The organism is Dysgonomonas mossii DSM 22836 (genome assembly GCF_000213575.1).
GTDB classification, from domain to species: domain Bacteria; phylum Bacteroidota; class Bacteroidia; order Bacteroidales; family Dysgonomonadaceae; genus Dysgonomonas; species Dysgonomonas mossii.
In genome coordinates, this window is record NZ_GL892010.1 from 84,624 (window position 1) to 102,154 (window position 17,531).

Here is a 17,531-nt window from a genome sequence, read left to right on the forward strand (position 1 = left end):
TAAATAAAAGTAAAGAGTATTAATACTCTTTTTTATTTATTAACTAACTTTTTATTGTTATCCTTCTATAGATCGATTGTGTAATACGATCGACAATTCAGGAAGATAAATTTGAATGTTCCTGTATAAGAAAGCTTTTGGGAAGATATGATGATAACATTCCAATTTCCAGTAGATTCCAGGCTAGTAGCTATATTATAACCTATGACTCTATTTCCTTCTGTAATTAAAGCTGTCTTCTTTTTCTGATTTGGAGACCCGATTCTCATCCTTCCATTCATATGCAAAATGTATTGAATAGCTTATAAAGGAAATAATTTGCCTAATATATTTTGTTATACATTTTTGCTTATTAATTACATAATTCACAGATTAACAAGTCATATCTATTTTTCAATTGTTTTAACTATAGAAAGACAGATATCTGTCAGATACAATTTAAAGCATAATCTGAGTATTATGTATGAAAAAATAAAAGCATTCGCCGGATTGTCAACACCGCTATGCTCCATCACTTCCGGTTGACTGAAAATCAAATAATAATTAAAAACAAAGAAAATGGAATTAGGTATCATTGGTTCAATAGTCATTGGCGTCCTTGCAGGTTTTATAGCCGGTTACATTACAAAAGGACGTGGTTTCGGTTTAATTGTAAACCTGATAGTGGGTTTAATCGGAGCGGTCTTAGGCGGATTTCTTTTCAGCGTACTAGGTATAAATTGGGGTGGGATTGTAGGAATGCTGATTGTGTCAGTTGTCGGTGCAGTTGTCTTTTTATGGATACTATCTTTATTTGGCGGGTATAATCGCAATAATAAGTCCGGAGGTAAATCTAACGGTTAGATTATTTAGTTGTAAATAATAAAAAATAAATTATGAAAAAAATCATATTATTACTTGCTTGCATAGCTACAGGACTTAGTCTTTCCGCCCAAAAAGGAGACAAAGCTGCTATTGGCAGTTTAGGTTATCAAACCGATTATAAACGTTTTGCAATCGGTGTACAGGGACGATATAACATCCTGGATAATGTACGTATAGCTCCCGATATTACATTTTATTTCCCCAAAGATAAAGTAACAGGATTGGACGTTATGTTAAATGTGCATTATGTCTTCAAACTTCCACAAGAAAGAATATCAGTCTTCCCTTTAGCCGGCTTGGGTATACAAAATAATTTTTATGGAAGACAATCAGTTACAATCGGGGGAACAGAACAAAAAACAGATTCTCATACAGAAACAGATTTAGCATTCAATCTGGGAGGAGGTATTACCTACCAAGTAGATGACAGGTTCTTTTTGAATGCTGAGGCTCGATTTATATTAGGAGACAACGACTGTGCTGTAATCCTGATTGGATACGGATACAAATTTTAAATAAAAAATTATACAAATACAATTATGAAAAAGATTATACTACTTTTTATTATTACACTTTCAGCGGTTACCTTATCAGCTCAGCAAAAAGAAGGCCAAAGTGCCCAAGCGGGTAGTAATACTACATTTGTTGATAACGGTTTCTGGGATAACTGGTTTATCGGAGCCGGAGCCGGGGCAAATATCTATTTCGGAGACAAAGATGTAGATGCTACTTTTTGGAGACGAATGACGGTAACGCCTAATTTTCAATTCGGAAAATGGTTTAATCCTTATTCCGGAGCTCGTATCAAACTATCGGGAGGAACAAACATACATACTTTCAATAATGATGCATCGCTGATGACCCGCAACAGGTACGTGAGCGCTGAACTAAATTATATGTTGAATGTGACCGATTACCTGATGCCTTATAATGCCGACCGTGTTTACGCTTTCATCCCATATATCGGTGTGGGGTGGGCATATGGTTGGGACTACAAAAAACTCCCTGAGTATGCAAGCAACAGCAATCACGTAAACAGTGTAACATTTGATGCAGGTATCATTAACCGTTTCAGATTTTCTCCACGTGTTGCCCTTGATATTGAACTATCAGGTAAATTGCTCAAAGATGATTTTGACCAACGCACAGGAAGCAAAAGAGGTTATGATCTTTTGGGAACAGCCTCTGCCAGTCTTGTCTTCACAGTCGGAAAGAAAGCGGTATTTACCGAAGCCATACTAAGGGATCAGTCGGAAATAGACAATTTGAACAACACGATCAATATGCAGCGTGCCGATATGGCAAGATTAGCGCAGCGCCCGGTTGAACAGGCAGAACCTACCGTCGTTGTAAAAGAAGTTATCAGGGAAGTCCAGGTTAGCGAAGAACCTGTCAATAATGTTGTCCTGTTCGGTATTAACAAGGTAAAGGTTGAATCCCACCAGGAAGTCAATGTTTATAATGTAGCCAAATATCTGAAAGAAAATCCGGATAAGAAAGTCAGGGTCATCGGCTATACTGATAAAGAAACAGGAACAGCCGTCATAAATGAAAAACTATCCAGACAAAGGGCTCAAAATGTGGCTGATGTCATCACCGGCAAATACGGAATAAATCAGGACCGTGTTATTGTTGAATGGGAAGGTCAGACCAACCCTCCTTTCGATGTAATGGAGTGGAACCGTGCCGTAATTTTATATATTGAATAATTAAAGAATAAGGAAAGATGAAAAAGATTTTAAATATACTTTTTATTTCAGGATGCGTGTTAATACTCTCCTCATGCAATACAAAAACTGGAGCAGACAAAGATTTTGAGAATATGAAAGATTCTGTAAATAAGTCTATTGATAAAGCGGCTGATAAAACAAAAGAGGATGCCGGGGAGGTAAAAGATTCCTGGAATCAGACAAAAGATGCTGTTGATAAAAAAGCAGATACAATCAAGAGCAATATAAAGAAAGACGTCAAAGATATAAAGGAAGATGTTAAGAAAAAATTAGATTGACATCCCAACACGGTGAAAATGCCGACCGATCAGAATAAATAAAGAGGTCGGCTTATTTCAAATTAAACAAAGAAAAATGAAAAAGATTATAAGTATACTGTCTATCTCAGTATTTGTATTCGTTTCATGCAATACAACAAGAGGCGCCGGGAAAGATTATGAAAACGCAAAAGAATCGGTCACTGAATCTGTCGATAAAGCCGTTGATAAAACAAAAGAGGGTGTCGGCAATGTAAAAGATTCATGGAATAATACAAAGTCGGATACCATCAAAACTGTTATAAAGAAAGATGTTCCGGTAAAATAGTATTATATCCGGACTATGTGAAAATGCCAACCGATCACAATAAATAAAAAGGTTGGCTTATCTCAAAGATGAATATAATATGAAAAAGTTACTGATTCTAAGTATAATGATATTAACGGTTGTTGGTTTTATGTCTTGCGGAAACGATGACGACGATGCTCCGGCATTAGGTGCCAATGTGCAGGTTACAGTAAAGAACTTAGTGGGTACTATCCAACCCAATACTACTGTTTACTTATACAAGGATACGGAAGTAGATAGTTCTACAAAAAGTGCTGACGCGGACAAACATGTTGTAACAGATCAGAATGGTGTTGCGACATTCAGTTTAAATTTTACAGAATTAAATCTATTTGAATCCAAAACGACTCTGTCTTTTGCCGTCTTTTATGAGGTTGGAGGTGTTGAATTTATTGCTCCGGGCAGTACTAGTGTGACTGTAAAGAGAAATGATGAGAAAAAACTGAATCTTATAATTCCAATCTAAAAAGAAGAAATACATGGAAGAACAAATAGAAAAAGAAGATGATTATCAGAAAGATAATCATCTGAGTGTTGGAGTAAAAAAATATTTAAAAGTGCTGAATGATGGAGTTCCTGTTGAAACATTATCGAAAGAGGATGCCCGCAATGTTCTTGTAACAGCACAGAATGGAGTGAAAGTAGATTTATCAGGGATTGAAGAATCTGAAAAAATAATTACAGATAAAGATTATCCGGTAAAACTAACGATTGTTCGTCCTAAGGGAATAACAAAAAAACTACCCGCTTTTATTTTTATACATGGAGGTGGGTGGATTTTAGGTGACTATAATACGTATAAACGGATGGTACGCGACTTAGTCATAGAATCGGGATATGCCGCTGTTTTCATAAATTATAACCCTTCGCCAGAAGCTAAGTATCCACAGGCTATCAATGAAATTTATGCAGCTACCAAGTGGGTATCAAAGCATGGAGACGAAATAAATATAGACAGTAAACGTCTGGCTCTGGTCGGAAATAGTGCCGGAGGAAATATGGCTATTGCTACCAGCTTATTGGCAAAGAAAAATAATGATTCATTTATCAAAGTTCAGATTTTATTATGGCCCGTGACAAACACTGATTTCGATACAGAATCGTACAAAATGTATGGTGAACAAAGATTTTTGACTGCATCAATGATGAAATGGATGTTCGATCAGTATACAGCCGATTTAAAACAACGTAAAGAGATTTACCTTTCACCTCTTTTGGCTTCTATTGATGAACTTAGGGGATTACCACCTACCATCGTACAGGTGGCAGAAAATGATATATTGAGGGATGAGGGCGAAGCGTTTGGGCGTAAGCTCGATGAAGCAGGAGTCGATGTTACAACTATCCGTTACAATGGTGTAATTCATGATTTCGGGCTATTGAATGGGTTAGCAGCCTCACCCCAAACACGTTCGATGGTCATATATTCGGCAGGTATATTAAAATATTATCTCAAATAAATAAAAAATAGTTATGAAAAAAGTATTATTTGGTCTAGTAATTGGCTCTTTAGCAGGGTATTTAATTCGTAAGCTGCAAGACGATGGGCAATTTGACTGTATTTATGACAATGCTAACAAATTTTTCAGGAAATCAAAGAAAGATTTAAAGAATATAACCGATATTGTTAAAAACGAAGCCGGATATTTAAAAGATCGAGTAGAGGTGAAAACTGAAAAATAAAAAAGAATGTTTTTTCGATTCTTCCGGTAAATGAAATACGGTAAATAAAAATACCATTTAGGGAAATTATTCCTTAAATGGTATTTGCCGTATGTTTTACAAAGATTAGGAATAAAGCTAGAGACCTCTGATCTATACCCATACGATCAAATTTCATATACATATATAATAGGAATTACACATCTAACGAGTCCATAAAGGTATATAATCACACAATGGTATATCTGTAATATACCTACATAGAGCTTCCTATTGCTTTACCCTGTTATTGGATACAATAAATACTTTCATTTAATGCTTATTTACTCCATCTGTCATATTTTAATCGTTTAAACCACAATAAGGAATCTACAATGAAAAGTAGAATGAAAGGAAGCATAAGTAAAATACTTATAAATGTTTTTATCCCCAATCCATTGAATTCTCATTCGGATGTAATCTCTTAGCAGGCACAAATACCGAAAAATTTCTATAGATATAAAATGGGGTTGTGTTTGTTAGTTAAAATATTTGTTATTCGTATAAAAAAAACAATAATTAACTATATGTCAGTATTTTATAGCAAAAGGGCAGTGATCTTTAAATACTTAGACGTATCTTTGTATTAAAGATTTGAGTTTTTATTACAAATTTCATACTTATCCTTTAATTCCGCAGATTTTGAGTTTAAAGTGCTTATTTGCCGTAATTCTCTTCTGATTATTTATTTTATAATTTTTTTACAATGAACATTTTTATCGCAGGTTTGAGTTACGATGTTAACGATGCCGATTTAAACACTTTTTTTAAGGAGTATGGAGTTATTAATTCAGCTAAAGTTATTATGGATCGTAGTACCAGCAGGTCTAAAGGCTACGGGTTTGTTGAAATGGACAACAACGAAGATGCAAATAAAGCAATTTCAAAACTGAACGGAGTTGAATATGATGGAAGAACTATCTCAGTCTCAGAAGCAAGACCTCGTCAGGAAAGAAATAACAACTCTTATGGTAACAATAGAGGAGGTTATAACAACAGATATTGACAAATATTTTACAGATTCAATATAAAAATAAGGTAGCTCAATCGGGCTACCTTATTTTATTTACTCTCGATCATATTTTTATCTTAGTAAAAAATATCTATAGAAAATAAGTTGCTGATAGATGGATTTTAGATAAGATCTTTCAGCGTAGAGATACAACATTGAACAATATGTACTCCAATATTTTGAACTCTGTTTTTTATAAGTAGAGCTGTATATTGATCTACAATACCACACTTTTTTAGGTGTAGAAACAACTATATTTCCGATCCTGATTTTTTGTTTATTTGTCAGATCAGGAGGAGTACTGGTCATAACCTAATTTAAAAAGATATAGGAAAACGTGATGAAGAAAACGCTTTTAATAGATGAGAGAGGTGATCGTCTTCCGGCGGGCCTCTCTCTACGAAATGTAATATTATGCAAACATCTTACACTCGCTATATTAAAACAGTAATTACATATATTTCGTTTAATAAATTACTGTTAATTAACCTACTAATAATTTAAACTTCTTAAAGAACGACACCTTCCTTGATTTGAATTTCTTTTATTTTACGATCAGCTTTTTGTCGGGCTTTCATTTTTGACTTTTCTGCTTTTTCGATAGCCTTGAGAGTAGATTTTTCTAATTTTTGTTGATCTTTATTGGCTCTTTTCTCTACATCATTACTTGCATCTTTTCTCGCTTTTTCAGATGATTTTTTATTGTTCTTTTCTTGTTGTTTCTTCGCCTTTTCAATATTTTTTTCTTGTTGTTCCTCTGCATTCTTAATTTCTTTTGCTTCTTTCTCCTTAATTTTAGTTATTTCAGATGATGTCTTTTCACTGATTACCACATTTTGCCCGTGAAGAAAAACAGGTAGCGATATGCCTATCAGCATAATTGTAAAAATGATAATTTTTTTCATTTGTTTTTGTTTTGAATAATATATTCCTATTATAATAAACATTTGAAAGAATTATTAGTTGGTTATTTCACAACAAATTAACGAATATTGTTTATCAGTTCTAGATTGAAGTACAAATAGTTTATAACCTTATTCAACAGAGTAATTCACTATAAATCTTTCATAAAGAAACGAGTAAAATAAAATTTATGGAAATTCATCTCATCCACTTATATAATAAGCATTTAACTATTAATAACTTGTAGAAAATGACAAAATAAAGCAATTTACTATTAGTACTTGAAAATAATTCTACCTTTACAATACACCAGCTTTTTACTGTAAAAGATTACCCTTCTCGAAAGTTTTTGAGAAAAAAAAAGATCAGTGGTAGAAGGCATTAATTAATATAGTACAATGTCAATTACAAATATCCGTTTAGAAGTCATGCACTTCTTAGAAAAGAATGTAGATAATTTTATTACCCAGTTTCTGGTTCCTGTTGAAAAAATATGGCAACCGACTGATTATCTTCCTGACTCAGAGAAAGAAACTTTCTTTGAAGATGTAAAAGAATTACGCGAACTGGCCAAAGAGCTTCCTTACGATTTCTGGGTCGTATTGGTCGGGGACACCATCACAGAAGAGGCTTTACCCACTTATGAATCGTGGTTAATGGACGTAGAAGGTATAGACAATGTAGATGGCGAAAAGCGTAACGGTTGGTCAAAATGGATCAGACATTGGACAGGTGAGGAAAACCGTCACGGCGATTTATTAAACAAATATCTTTATTTATCCGGCAGAGTGAATATGAGAGAGATTGAGCAAACTACACAACATCTCATCAATGACGGTTTTGATATTGGTACAGGAAGAGATCCGTACAAAAACTTTGTATATACCAGCTTTCAGGAGTTAGCGACCTTCATTTCGCACAATCGTGTAGCAGAAATAGCTAAAAAAATGAGCAACGAAAAATTGTCAAGGATGTGTAAACGTATTGCAAGTGACGAAATGCGGCATCACCATGCTTACAGCGAATTTGTCAGGCGTATATTTGAGGTAGACCCGAGTGAAATGATGCTCGCGTTCCAGTATATGATGAAACAAAAGATAGTTATGCCTGCTCACTTCCTTAGAGAATCTAAGGAGAAAATAAGCACAGCCTTCGAACAATTTTCAAATGCTGCACAGCGTATAGGGGTATATACAGCTGCCGATTATGTGGATATTATGCAAAAGCTGATAGACAAATGGCAGATAGATAAAATTACGGGATTAACAGACGAAGCTGAACGTGCCCGTGATTTTTTGATGAAGCTTCCTGTACGTATGTCTAAAATATCAGAACGATTGATTATTCCAGTTGATTCGTATATTTTCAAATGGGTACAACCCGCTGTGAAATAATACCATTGGACGAAGTATTGTCATTATTCGTGGCAATACAGGTGAAAGATAAACTCTTATTTAAGAAGTTATTACAGAAAGTCGAATTTGAATAAATAAAGTCAATTAAACACAGATAAGAGCATATTAAAGAATTCCATCATGTATAAATGTTAAAATACGTCGATTCGCTTAGAATTGTAGTTAGCAGAATAGCGCAAAACGAAGAAGTATAATTGTTCCCAACTATAAACAATGCCCAGACCCTAATCGTTATTTTTTCAAGTCATCCAACCCTTTGCGATTCTTTTCTGCTCGCTTATTAGCCTTATCCGCTCGTTTCTCTTTTAGATTCTTTTGAGGAGCTTTTCTGTCTGCTCTATCTTTTCCTTTTTCTTCTTTTGACATAGTTTTTTTGTTTTAAATAATTTTTCAAGATCAGGATTTCTTATCGAAAATATATTACATAATTAAAACTATAAGTTACATAATTAATAGTTTCAACCGTTTTCATGGCTTTATCTATGAATTATGTAACTTATTGAAAATGTTATGTAACACAAATTCCCATAAATCGGCATACCTTTTAAAATAAACAGAAAAAACAAATATGTTAGATTTTAGAGGTTATAAGAAATCCCAACACAAAGTCAATAATAAACCTTTTTACGGTGAATTGTTTAATACAGAACAGTTGGCAGAGTATTCGAAAGCGCTTGGAGAGGATCATCAGGCAACAGGGAGTACACAGAGTAATTATCTGCGAGAGCAATTAGATTATAATGATGTTATTCTGCACGATTTCAATAATGAAATGTTAACAAGCAGCAATCGAAGTTATGTAACTCCCGCTATCGAATGGATGATTGACAATTTCTATTTAATTGAAGAGCATATTTTATTAGCCCGACATCACTACCCCAAGGAATATAACCAAGAACTTCCTTGCCTCTTGAAAGGTGAATATAAAGGGATACCCCGTATATATTCTTCAGTCATAGAACTCATCTCCCATACAGATTCTCAGATTGATATAGAATCACTTTCTGCTTTTTATAAGGCATACCAAATAAAATCTGCCCTCAAGATAGGAGAACTGTGGGCAATCCCTATTATGTTACGGTTAGCGTTAATCGAAAATTTGCAACGTATTGCAACTCGATTACAGTTAAATACGAAACATCGCGATATAGCAAAAATGTGGGTCGACAAGCTGGAGGATATTGCTCTCAAAAAGCCTTCTAAATTGATTGAGATAGTAGCTGATATGGCACATTCCGATATCCCGACATCCGGTTCTTTTGTCTCAGAATTCAGTCAACGGTTATCGTCTCAAAATTCGGCATTACAAATAGCCCGCAATTGGCTCGAACAAAAACTGGCAGAAGATGGACTTTTCATAGACGAGCTGATTTATCAGGAAAATCAAAATCAGGCAGTAAATCAATTATCTGTCAGTCATATCATAAATAGTCTCCGGTTTATAAATACAACCGACTGGAAAATATTTGTTGAAAGACAAAGTATTGTAGAGCAAATTTTACTTAAAGATCCAGCTGGAATTTATGGATCTATGGACTTTAATACTCGTGATCATTATCGACATATTATAGAATCATTAGTACAAAACAGTCTTAGATCAGAGATTGAAATCGCTCAATCTGCAATTACATTAACCCAATTGTATAAAGATACAGGCACACAACAAGCTCATGTGGGCTATTTTTTAATAGGTAATGGAAAATATTTACTCAAAAAAGAAATTGATGTAAAAAAGACTATCACTACAAGAATAAAAAATGTATTCAGAGGTGCTCCTTTAGCTATTTATGCCGGATCTATAACTATATTGTCCCTACTTGGATTTATCTTATTTGTTTCTGTTTTTCAATCCAAAGAAATACCAATAACACATTGGCATTTCTTGATCTTAGCATTCCTTTTCTTTATTTTCATTAGCCAATTTGTTGTATTCTTTGTCAATTGGATAATTACCCTTTTTGCAAAACCGGATATTCTAGCCCGGCTCGATTTTTCCAAATCGATACCGGTCGAATGCCGCACGATGGTGGTTATTCCAACTATCATTTCGAATGAAGAAAATGTTGATAGTCTAATTTCCCAATTGGAACTTCATTATCTGTCGAATAGAAATACCAATCTTCATTTTGGATTATTGACAGACTTTCCGGATGCTCCTAAAGAGAAAGAGGCCTCCGATGATCTTTTGCTCAATCTGGCACGTTTGGGAATTGAAAATCTCAATAAAAAGTACAGGATTGATAACGGCACTTTGTTCTATCTATTTCACCGTCCTCGTCAACGGAATCCGAAAGAAAAAACATGGATGGGACATGAGCGAAAAAGGGGTAAGCTAATGGAATTTAATTCACTACTAAGAGGGAAAGAAAACAATTGCTTCTCACACATTGAAGGAGACCGGTCTATATTGCCGAGCTTTAAGTATGTGATAACCTTAGATGCAGATACACAATTGTCTCCTGACACTGCTCATAAGCTGATAGGAACAATGGCTCACCCACTGAATCAGGCAGAACTTGATGTGAAACGAAATGTTGTAGTCGGGGGTTATGGTATTCTTCAACCCCGTGTTTCGTCCAATCTTGTAAGCAGTCAATGTTCCCCCTTCTCACGCTTGTTTACAGGCGACTCGGGTATTGATATTTACACACAAACTGTATCCGATGTCTATCAGGATGTGTTTCACGAAGGTTCTTATATGGGCAAAGGTATTTATGATGTAGATGCTTTTGAAACCAGCTTAAATAACCGTTTTCCTGAGAACAAAATACTTAGCCACGATTTGTTGGAATCATCCTATATACGTTCCGGACTTGTTAGTGATATAGAAGTTTCCGAATCATTTCCTTCGGGTTATAATATAGATGCAAACCGTCATTTTCGCTGGATACGGGGCGACTGGCAAATCTTACAATGGGTATTGCCTTACGTTCCTAATTCGGGTAAAGGTTTTTCCCGAAATCCTATTTCGAGTTTAAGCAAATGGAAAATACTTGATAATTTACGCCGAAGTATAGTCTCGCCTGCAACATTGTTATTCTTGATCGGATTTGCAACATTGTTTCCTCAAAAACTTTGGTCAGGTCTATTGTTGATTCTTCTCATTACCGCTCTTCCTTTTGTATTGGAGAATATAACCAACTCTTTACGCAAAGCAAAGGACCAATCGTGGAAACTCCATTTATGGGAGGTCTTAGAAAAAAGTATGCATCAATTTAAACAGGTTTTATTTGCATTAGTTGTCCTCCCATACGAAGCCTATCTATGTGTAAAAGCAATTATTGTCACTCTTTGGCGACTGACTATATCTCATAAACATCTGATGGAATGGCAAACCTCTGCCGATGTAGAGAAAAAAGCAGTTAATACACTATCGGGATTCTATAACAGGATGTGGTTTTCGCCTGTAATGGCTATTCTGTGCGGAATATCGTTAGGTATATACAACCCGATCTTACTATACGTTTCTCCGTTTTTATTTATATGGATAATTGCGCCATATATCGCTTGGCGTGCAAGTTGTCCTATAATCCCCAAAATATCTAAAATAACAAATGAGCAATATCTTCTATTACACCGTATAGCCCGTAAAACCTGGCATTTTTTCGAAGTTTTCGTTAATGAAAAAGAGAATTGGTTAGCACCCGACAATTTTCAGGAGACACCTAATCCTGCTATTGCTTCCCGGACTTCTCCTACCAATATAGGTCTGTCGTTATTAGCCAATTTATCCGCTTTTGATTTAGGATACCTGACAGCCGGAAAGTTTGTAGAGCGAACTAAGCTGACCTTTAATACTATGACAAAACTGCAAAAACACAGGGGGCATCTGTATAATTGGTATAATACTGAAACACTTGAGCCTATGTTCCCGCTGTATGTTTCGAGTGTCGATAGTGGTAATCTGGCAGGGCATTTGCTTACACTCACCCAAGGGCTAAGGGAATTAGAAAAAGACAATATTTACAAGCCTGTTATTTTCGAAGGGATGCTTGACACTGTACAGACAATGAGAAACATTGACTGCAAAAACAAGGCTTTGATTTTATTCGAAAAGGATTTGTCTAAGCCTTTGCCCGAAACATTAACTGCTGCGTTTGCCCTTTTAAAATCGGCAGAACAACAAATCGGACAGATCAATAATACTTTATCATCCGACGATGCCATACTGAACTCATGGGGTGCGGTATTAAAGAAAAACTGCAAGGAATATGTTGATGAAATGCTTTTTCTTGCCCCTTGGCTTGCCATATCACTTCCTGTTCCTGTTGAAAGATTGGGAGAAAGTATTGCAGATGAACAGATGAATCATGTAATTTCTACACTGGAAGCTCTAGATTATGTGCTTACGTTAACACAAATAGCCAATTTAGAAGCTACCGGTATTTGTTCACAAATTCAATCTGTATTAGACCAATTGTCCGGCAAAGAGAATCTATCTGCTGATAGAGAAATAAAATGCTTTACACAATGGCAGGCTTACCTGAAAAACGCAATAAAGAATGCAAAACAAAGAATACAAATTCTCAATGTATTGGCACTGCAAAGTGATAGTTTTGCCAAAATGGATTTTGCCTTTTTATATGATCCAATAAAGAAGTTATTCTCGATCGGATATAATGTCATCGAACAACGGATGGATCAAGGTTCGTACGATATGTTAGCTTCCGAAGCACGCTTGTGTAGTTATGTAGCCATAGCTCAAGGACAAATTCCGTTAGAGCATTGGTTTTCGCTAAGCAGATTACTGATTTTTTCGCAGGGCAAACCTATATTGGTTTCATGGAGTGGCTCTATGTTCGAATATCTGATGCCACTGTTAGTTATGCCAAATTATGAGCAAACATTGCTCGATCAAACCTACAAAGGAGTCATCTATGAGCAAATAGAATACGGCAAGAAATTCGATATTCCTTGGGGAATTTCAGAATCAGGATTAAATCGCACAGATACTCAATTCAATTATCAATATAAAGCTTTCGGAATACCAAGTTTGGGATTGAAGCGAGGTCTGTCAAAAGATCTGGTGATTGCTCCTTATGCCACTCTTCTGGCACTGATGGTTAATTCGCGGAAAGCATGCGAAAACTTGGAACGGCTTGCCGATAACGGCTTTGAAGGTATGTATGGTTATTATGAGGCTGTAGATTATACCCCATCTCATCTGCCGTTAAATGCAACAAGCATAGCTGTTCATTCCTATATGGCACATCATCAAGGTATGGGACTTGTCTCGATATCCAACATAATGAAAGGAAATAAGATGCAGGAGCGTTTTATGTCTTGCCCTATGATTAAGGCTTTTGAACCTCTGTTACAGGAGAAAAATCCTCATAATATAAAGATCGATGTTATATCGGATGATTCTAAGTTTGAGATTGAAGGAATTAATCCACTGTTATCCAATAGTGTATATTACACTCGAGTTTTTGACAATAAAAACATACCGCCTGAAGTTAACTTATTGTCTAACGGACGTTATCAGATAATGATAAATAACGGTGGCGGAGGCTATAGTCGATGGAATAATTTAGCAGTCACCCGTTGGCGTGAAGATGCAACGACAGGTTGTCATGGCTTGTTTGTTTACTTGTGCGATGTTGATACAGGAGAATACTGGTCGATCGGGAACCAACCGATACCAAGTTCTTCTGATGATTATAGCGTAAAATTCACTCAGGCTTATGCCGAATTTAAGCAACAACATTCTAAATTGGAAGTAAGAACAACCATATGTGTTTCACCCGAGGATGATATGGAACTGAGGCGAATAACCTTAACCAACCATACGAATAAGCCTCGGAGAGTAGAATTGACTACATACAGCGAAGTGGTTATATCATCGCAAGATGCTGATGAAGCGCACCCGGCGTTCAATAACTTGTTTGTACAAACCGAATTTAATGCAGCAGCCTCGTCTATATTATGTACCCGGCGTCCTCGTTCGCAGGAGGAAACCCCACCATATTTGCTGCATTTGTTGTTATCCGGGCAAGATCAGGAAAATGACGTTTCATGCGAAACAGACAGGGCTTCTTTTATTGGTCGTGGACATTCATTGGCAAAGCCTTTGGCAATGAGGCAATCCGGAACCTTATCAAACAGCGAGGGTTCTGTTCTTGACCCCTGTATTGCATTGCGACGGTCGATCATTATTCCAGCCCGAAAGAGTGTAAAAGTATATGTGCTACTTGGCATGTCCGACACGCATCTGGGGGCATTGTCCCTATCGGATAAATACCAGAACATCCGTATGACCGATCGTGCTTTCGAATTGGCATGGACTCACAGTCAGGTGGTTCTTTATCAACTTAATATTACCGAGACCGAAGCTCAGGTTTTTGCTAAAATGGCAGGAGCTTTGGTTTATGCTAACCCTTTGTTCAGGACAGATCCGAATATCCTAAAAAACAACAGACGCGGACAAAACGGATTGTGGAGTTATGGTATTTCTGGTGATATTCCGTTAGTGTTATTGCGAATAAAGGATATAACAAATATAGAGCTGGTACGTCAATTGGTTTTGGCACATGCTTACTGGCGAATGAAGGGGTTAATAGTTGATCTTGTTATATTGAATGAAGACACATCGGTGTATCGCCAATCATTGTATGATGAGATAATAAACCTGATACATAGTGGCGTAGATGCTACGTTTTTAGAAAAGCAAGGTGGCATTTATGTTCGACGGATAGAGCATATGCCACATGAAGATATATTGCTTCTTCAGTCCGTTGCCCGAATTGTAATAGATGATGAGCAAGGGACATTATTCGACCAAATGGAAGGTAAGTTAACTACAGATGTTCAGACTTCGATATTAAAACCAACACGTACTGTAAACACAACAGTAGAAACTGAATTAGCTCAGCGTAATTTAATTTTCTCTAATGGTTTTGGAGGATTTACGCCCGATGGGCAGGAGTATGTTATTACATTAAAACCGGGAGAATCGACACCCGCTCCTTGGTGTAATGTATTGGCAAATGAACATTTTGGAACGGTGGTATCTGAAAGCGGTAGCGCTTATACCTGGGGCGAAAATGCACATGAGTTCCGTATTACACCTTGGCATAACGATACAATTCTGGACTCATCGGGTGAAGCCTTTTATATTCGCGACGAAGAAACCGGACAGTATTGGTCTCCAACACCATATCCCGCAAGAGGAAATACCCCTTATGTTATTCGACATGGTTTTGGCTATACTGTCTTTGAGCATACTGAAAATGGAATAAAATCAGAACTGTGGATGTATGTGGCTTTGGACACATCTATAAAATTCACAATCTTAAAAATAAAGAATATCTCCAATCGTCCGCGGAACTTATCTGTTACCGGCTATTATGAATGGGCGTTGGCAGAGAAAAAATCCAAAAGTCTTTTACATACTCAGACGGAGGTCGATATAGAAACAGGGGTGCTTTTTGCTCATAATTTCTATAACTCAGATTTCGCAGGAAAGATTGCTTTTATAGATGTCAATGAGACCCGAACGGTGACAGGCGATCGAAAAGAATTTATTGGGCAAAATGGAAGTTTATCTGATCCTGAAGCGATGAAGCATACTCGTCTATCAGGAAAAACAGGAGCAGGCATAGATGCTTGTGGAGCCGTTCAAATTGTTTTTGATTTAGCAGAAGGGAAAACTAAAGAAACTCGTTTCAAATTAGGTTTTGCTCAGAATAAAGAGGAGATGAAACAATTAGTCCGTCGTTATCGACAAATCGGATCTTCACAACAAACATTGGATAATGTTCGTAATTATTGGAATCAAACACTTGGTGGAATCAAAGTAGATACTCCTGATTCTTCGATCAATGTAATGGCTAACGGTTGGTTGTTGTATCAAACATTGAGTAGCCGTATTTGGGCACGTTCGGGATTCTACCAATCAGGCGGAGCATATGGTTTCCGCGATCAATTACAGGATGTAATGGCTCTGGTTCATGTTGAACCCGATATAACCCGAAGACAAATACTTCGTGCAGCCGCACATCAGTTTACGGAAGGTGATGTGCAACATTGGTGGCATCCACCAATGAACAGAGGGGTTCGAACGCATTTTTCGGACGATTATTTGTGGTTGCCTTATGTTGTATGTCAATATATTTCGAGTGTTGGGGATAATGACATTTTAGGTGAGATTGTATCGTTTATCGAAGGTCGAGAGCTACGGGCAGACGAAGAATCATATTACGATCAGCCCAATCATTCAGCCGAATCGGCATCCCTTTACGAGCATTGTGTGAGGAGTATTAAGTACGGTCTTAAATTCGGCGTACATGGTTTACCTCTCATGGGATGCGGTGATTGGAACGATGGTATGAATCTGGTAGGAAAAGAAGGAAAAGGTGAAAGCGTTTGGCTCGGTTTCTTTTTGTACGATGTATTAGTCAAGTTTTCGGATGTGGCAAGGCTTCGCAATGATGAACCTTTTGCTCAGTACTGTGTAGATCAAGCAAAAGAATTGCAAAAAAACATCAGGTTACATGCTTGGGATGGCAAATGGTATCGTCGAGCCTTTTTTGATGACGGTAGTCCTCTCGGTTCTGTCTTGAATGAAGAATGCCAGATTGACTCTATTGCTCAAAGTTGGTCGGTAATTAGTGGTGCAGGAGATAAGGAGCGTTCGGTAATGGCTATGAATGAAGTTGATATGCAGTTAGTTGAAAGAGAAGCCAAACTCATCCGATTGTTTACTCCTTCATTTGACAAATCATCTCTAAGTCCGGGTTATATAAAAGGATATATTCCGGGAGTCCGTGAAAACGGAGGGCAATATACTCACGCAGCTATCTGGACAGCGTTGGCTTTTGCTATGATGGGAGAAACGGATAAAGCATGGGAACTTTTCGATTTACTGAATCCTATACAACATGGCGCTACTGCAGAAGATATTGCCATTTATAAAGTTGAGCCTTATGTGGTAGCTGCCGATGTGTACACAAACCCTCAGCATCTCGGACGAGGAGGCTGGACGTGGTACACCGGTTCAGCATCATGGATGTATCGTTTGTTGATAGAAATATTGTTAGGCATCAATCGTGTGGGAGATAAACTACTTCTAACTCCCCATTTGAAGAAAGAATGGAATAATTACAAAGTACATTATCGTTTTCAAGAGACTGTTTATCATATTACGTTCAATCAAGTCGAAGATTCTATAGAACCCTATCTTATTTTAGATGGGCAGAAGCAGAATGATTTAAACACTCTACATATGAAGAATGATTGTACAGAACATTTTGTGGACATGTGGATTAGAAAGTAACAATATGTGAATTATAGAGCCTCTAG

At 36.7% G+C, this 17,531-nt stretch carries 13 protein-coding genes; 11 read left to right on the forward strand and 2 right to left on the reverse strand.

Annotation, left to right across the window (positions count from 1 at the left end; all coding sequences use genetic code 11):
• Positions 1–558 precede the first annotated feature (558 nt).
• The 9 genes from HMPREF9456_RS14230 to HMPREF9456_RS14270 all read left to right on the forward strand — a co-directional run bounded on the left by HMPREF9456_RS14230 (position 559) and on the right by HMPREF9456_RS14270 (position 5,907).
• Positions 559–843 carry a GlsB/YeaQ/YmgE family stress response membrane protein gene (locus HMPREF9456_RS14230; RefSeq protein ID WP_006844249.1) on the forward strand — a complete coding sequence of 95 codons (285 nt, stop codon included), beginning with the start codon at positions 559–561 and terminating at the stop codon, positions 841–843.
• A gap of 32 nt (positions 844–875) precedes the next feature.
• Complete coding sequence (locus tag HMPREF9456_RS14235; RefSeq protein ID WP_006844250.1) at positions 876–1,379, forward strand: outer membrane beta-barrel protein; 504 nt, start codon at positions 876–878, stop codon at positions 1,377–1,379.
• 24 nt (positions 1,380–1,403) lie between these two features.
• Positions 1,404–2,573: an OmpA family protein gene (locus tag HMPREF9456_RS14240; RefSeq protein ID WP_006844251.1), complete on the forward strand. Its 1,170-nt coding sequence runs from the start codon at positions 1,404–1,406 to the stop codon at positions 2,571–2,573.
• A gap of 17 nt (positions 2,574–2,590) precedes the next feature.
• Positions 2,591–2,872, forward strand: a complete 282-nt coding sequence (locus HMPREF9456_RS14245) for a hypothetical protein (RefSeq protein ID WP_006844252.1) — start codon at positions 2,591–2,593, stop codon at positions 2,870–2,872.
• A 76-nt stretch (positions 2,873–2,948) separates the two neighbouring features.
• Positions 2,949–3,179 (forward strand): hypothetical protein, encoded by a 231-nt coding sequence (locus HMPREF9456_RS14250; RefSeq protein ID WP_006844253.1) that lies wholly within the window; start codon positions 2,949–2,951, stop codon positions 3,177–3,179.
• 79 nt (positions 3,180–3,258) lie between these two features.
• Positions 3,259–3,666 carry a hypothetical protein gene (locus HMPREF9456_RS14255; RefSeq protein ID WP_006844254.1) on the forward strand — a complete coding sequence of 136 codons (408 nt, stop codon included), beginning with the start codon at positions 3,259–3,261 and terminating at the stop codon, positions 3,664–3,666.
• Between the two features lie 13 nt (positions 3,667–3,679).
• Positions 3,680–4,660, forward strand: a complete 981-nt coding sequence (locus HMPREF9456_RS14260) for an alpha/beta hydrolase (RefSeq protein WP_006844255.1) — start codon at positions 3,680–3,682, stop codon at positions 4,658–4,660.
• 13 nt (positions 4,661–4,673) lie between these two features.
• On the forward strand, positions 4,674–4,883 hold the full coding sequence (locus tag HMPREF9456_RS14265) for a hypothetical protein (RefSeq protein ID WP_006844256.1): 210 nt from the start codon (positions 4,674–4,676) through the stop codon (positions 4,881–4,883).
• 724 nt (positions 4,884–5,607) lie between these two features.
• The gene (locus tag HMPREF9456_RS14270; RefSeq protein ID WP_006844257.1) at positions 5,608–5,907 is read left to right on the forward strand and encodes an RNA recognition motif domain-containing protein; all 300 of its coding nucleotides are present in this window, start codon (positions 5,608–5,610) and stop codon (positions 5,905–5,907) included.
• 515 nt (positions 5,908–6,422) lie between these two features.
• Here HMPREF9456_RS14270 and HMPREF9456_RS14275 read toward each other — a convergent pair.
• Positions 6,423–6,818: a hypothetical protein gene (locus tag HMPREF9456_RS14275; RefSeq protein WP_245531034.1), complete on the reverse strand. Its 396-nt coding sequence runs from the start codon at positions 6,816–6,818 to the stop codon at positions 6,423–6,425.
• 396 nt (positions 6,819–7,214) lie between these two features.
• On the opposite strand from HMPREF9456_RS14275, the gene HMPREF9456_RS14280 reads away from it, so the two are divergent.
• Positions 7,215–8,210, forward strand: coding sequence for an acyl-ACP desaturase (locus HMPREF9456_RS14280; RefSeq protein ID WP_006844259.1), 996 nt, complete (start codon positions 7,215–7,217; stop codon positions 8,208–8,210).
• 252 nt (positions 8,211–8,462) lie between these two features.
• Here the strand turns inward: HMPREF9456_RS14280 and HMPREF9456_RS17620 are convergent, their stop codons facing one another.
• A complete protein-coding gene (locus HMPREF9456_RS17620; protein ID WP_006844260.1) occupies positions 8,463–8,597 on the reverse strand; it encodes a hypothetical protein in 135 nt (44 codons plus the stop codon).
• A gap of 202 nt (positions 8,598–8,799) precedes the next feature.
• On the opposite strand from HMPREF9456_RS17620, the gene HMPREF9456_RS14285 reads away from it, so the two are divergent.
• Entirely contained in the window at positions 8,800–17,505 is an 8,706-nt protein-coding gene (locus tag HMPREF9456_RS14285) for a GH36-type glycosyl hydrolase domain-containing protein (RefSeq protein ID WP_006844261.1), read from the forward strand.
• Positions 17,506–17,531: the final 26 nt, after the last annotated feature.

Excerpts from the sequence above, each read along its gene's own strand:
- HMPREF9456_RS14230 (WP_006844249.1), top strand. The coding sequence starts at position 559 with ATGGAATTAGGTATCATTGGTTCAATAGTCATTGGCGTCCTTGCAGGT.
- HMPREF9456_RS14245 (WP_006844252.1), top strand. The coding sequence starts at position 2,591 with ATGAAAAAGATTTTAAATATACTTTTTATTTCAGGATGCGTGTTAATA.
- HMPREF9456_RS14275 (WP_245531034.1), bottom strand. The coding sequence starts at position 6,818 with ATGAAAAAAATTATCATTTTTACAATTATGCTGATAGGCATATCGCTA.
- HMPREF9456_RS14250 (WP_006844253.1), top strand. The coding sequence starts at position 2,949 with ATGAAAAAGATTATAAGTATACTGTCTATCTCAGTATTTGTATTCGTT.
- HMPREF9456_RS14255 (WP_006844254.1), top strand. The coding sequence starts at position 3,259 with ATGAAAAAGTTACTGATTCTAAGTATAATGATATTAACGGTTGTTGGT.
- HMPREF9456_RS14285 (WP_006844261.1), top strand. The coding sequence starts at position 8,800 with ATGTTAGATTTTAGAGGTTATAAGAAATCCCAACACAAAGTCAATAAT.
- HMPREF9456_RS14280 (WP_006844259.1), top strand. The coding sequence starts at position 7,215 with ATGTCAATTACAAATATCCGTTTAGAAGTCATGCACTTCTTAGAAAAG.
- HMPREF9456_RS14270 (WP_006844257.1), top strand. The coding sequence starts at position 5,608 with ATGAACATTTTTATCGCAGGTTTGAGTTACGATGTTAACGATGCCGAT.
- HMPREF9456_RS17620 (WP_006844260.1), bottom strand. The coding sequence starts at position 8,597 with ATGTCAAAAGAAGAAAAAGGAAAAGATAGAGCAGACAGAAAAGCTCCT.
- HMPREF9456_RS14265 (WP_006844256.1), top strand. The coding sequence starts at position 4,674 with ATGAAAAAAGTATTATTTGGTCTAGTAATTGGCTCTTTAGCAGGGTAT.
- HMPREF9456_RS14240 (WP_006844251.1), top strand. The coding sequence starts at position 1,404 with ATGAAAAAGATTATACTACTTTTTATTATTACACTTTCAGCGGTTACC.
- HMPREF9456_RS14235 (WP_006844250.1), top strand. The coding sequence starts at position 876 with ATGAAAAAAATCATATTATTACTTGCTTGCATAGCTACAGGACTTAGT.
- HMPREF9456_RS14260 (WP_006844255.1), top strand. The coding sequence starts at position 3,680 with ATGGAAGAACAAATAGAAAAAGAAGATGATTATCAGAAAGATAATCAT.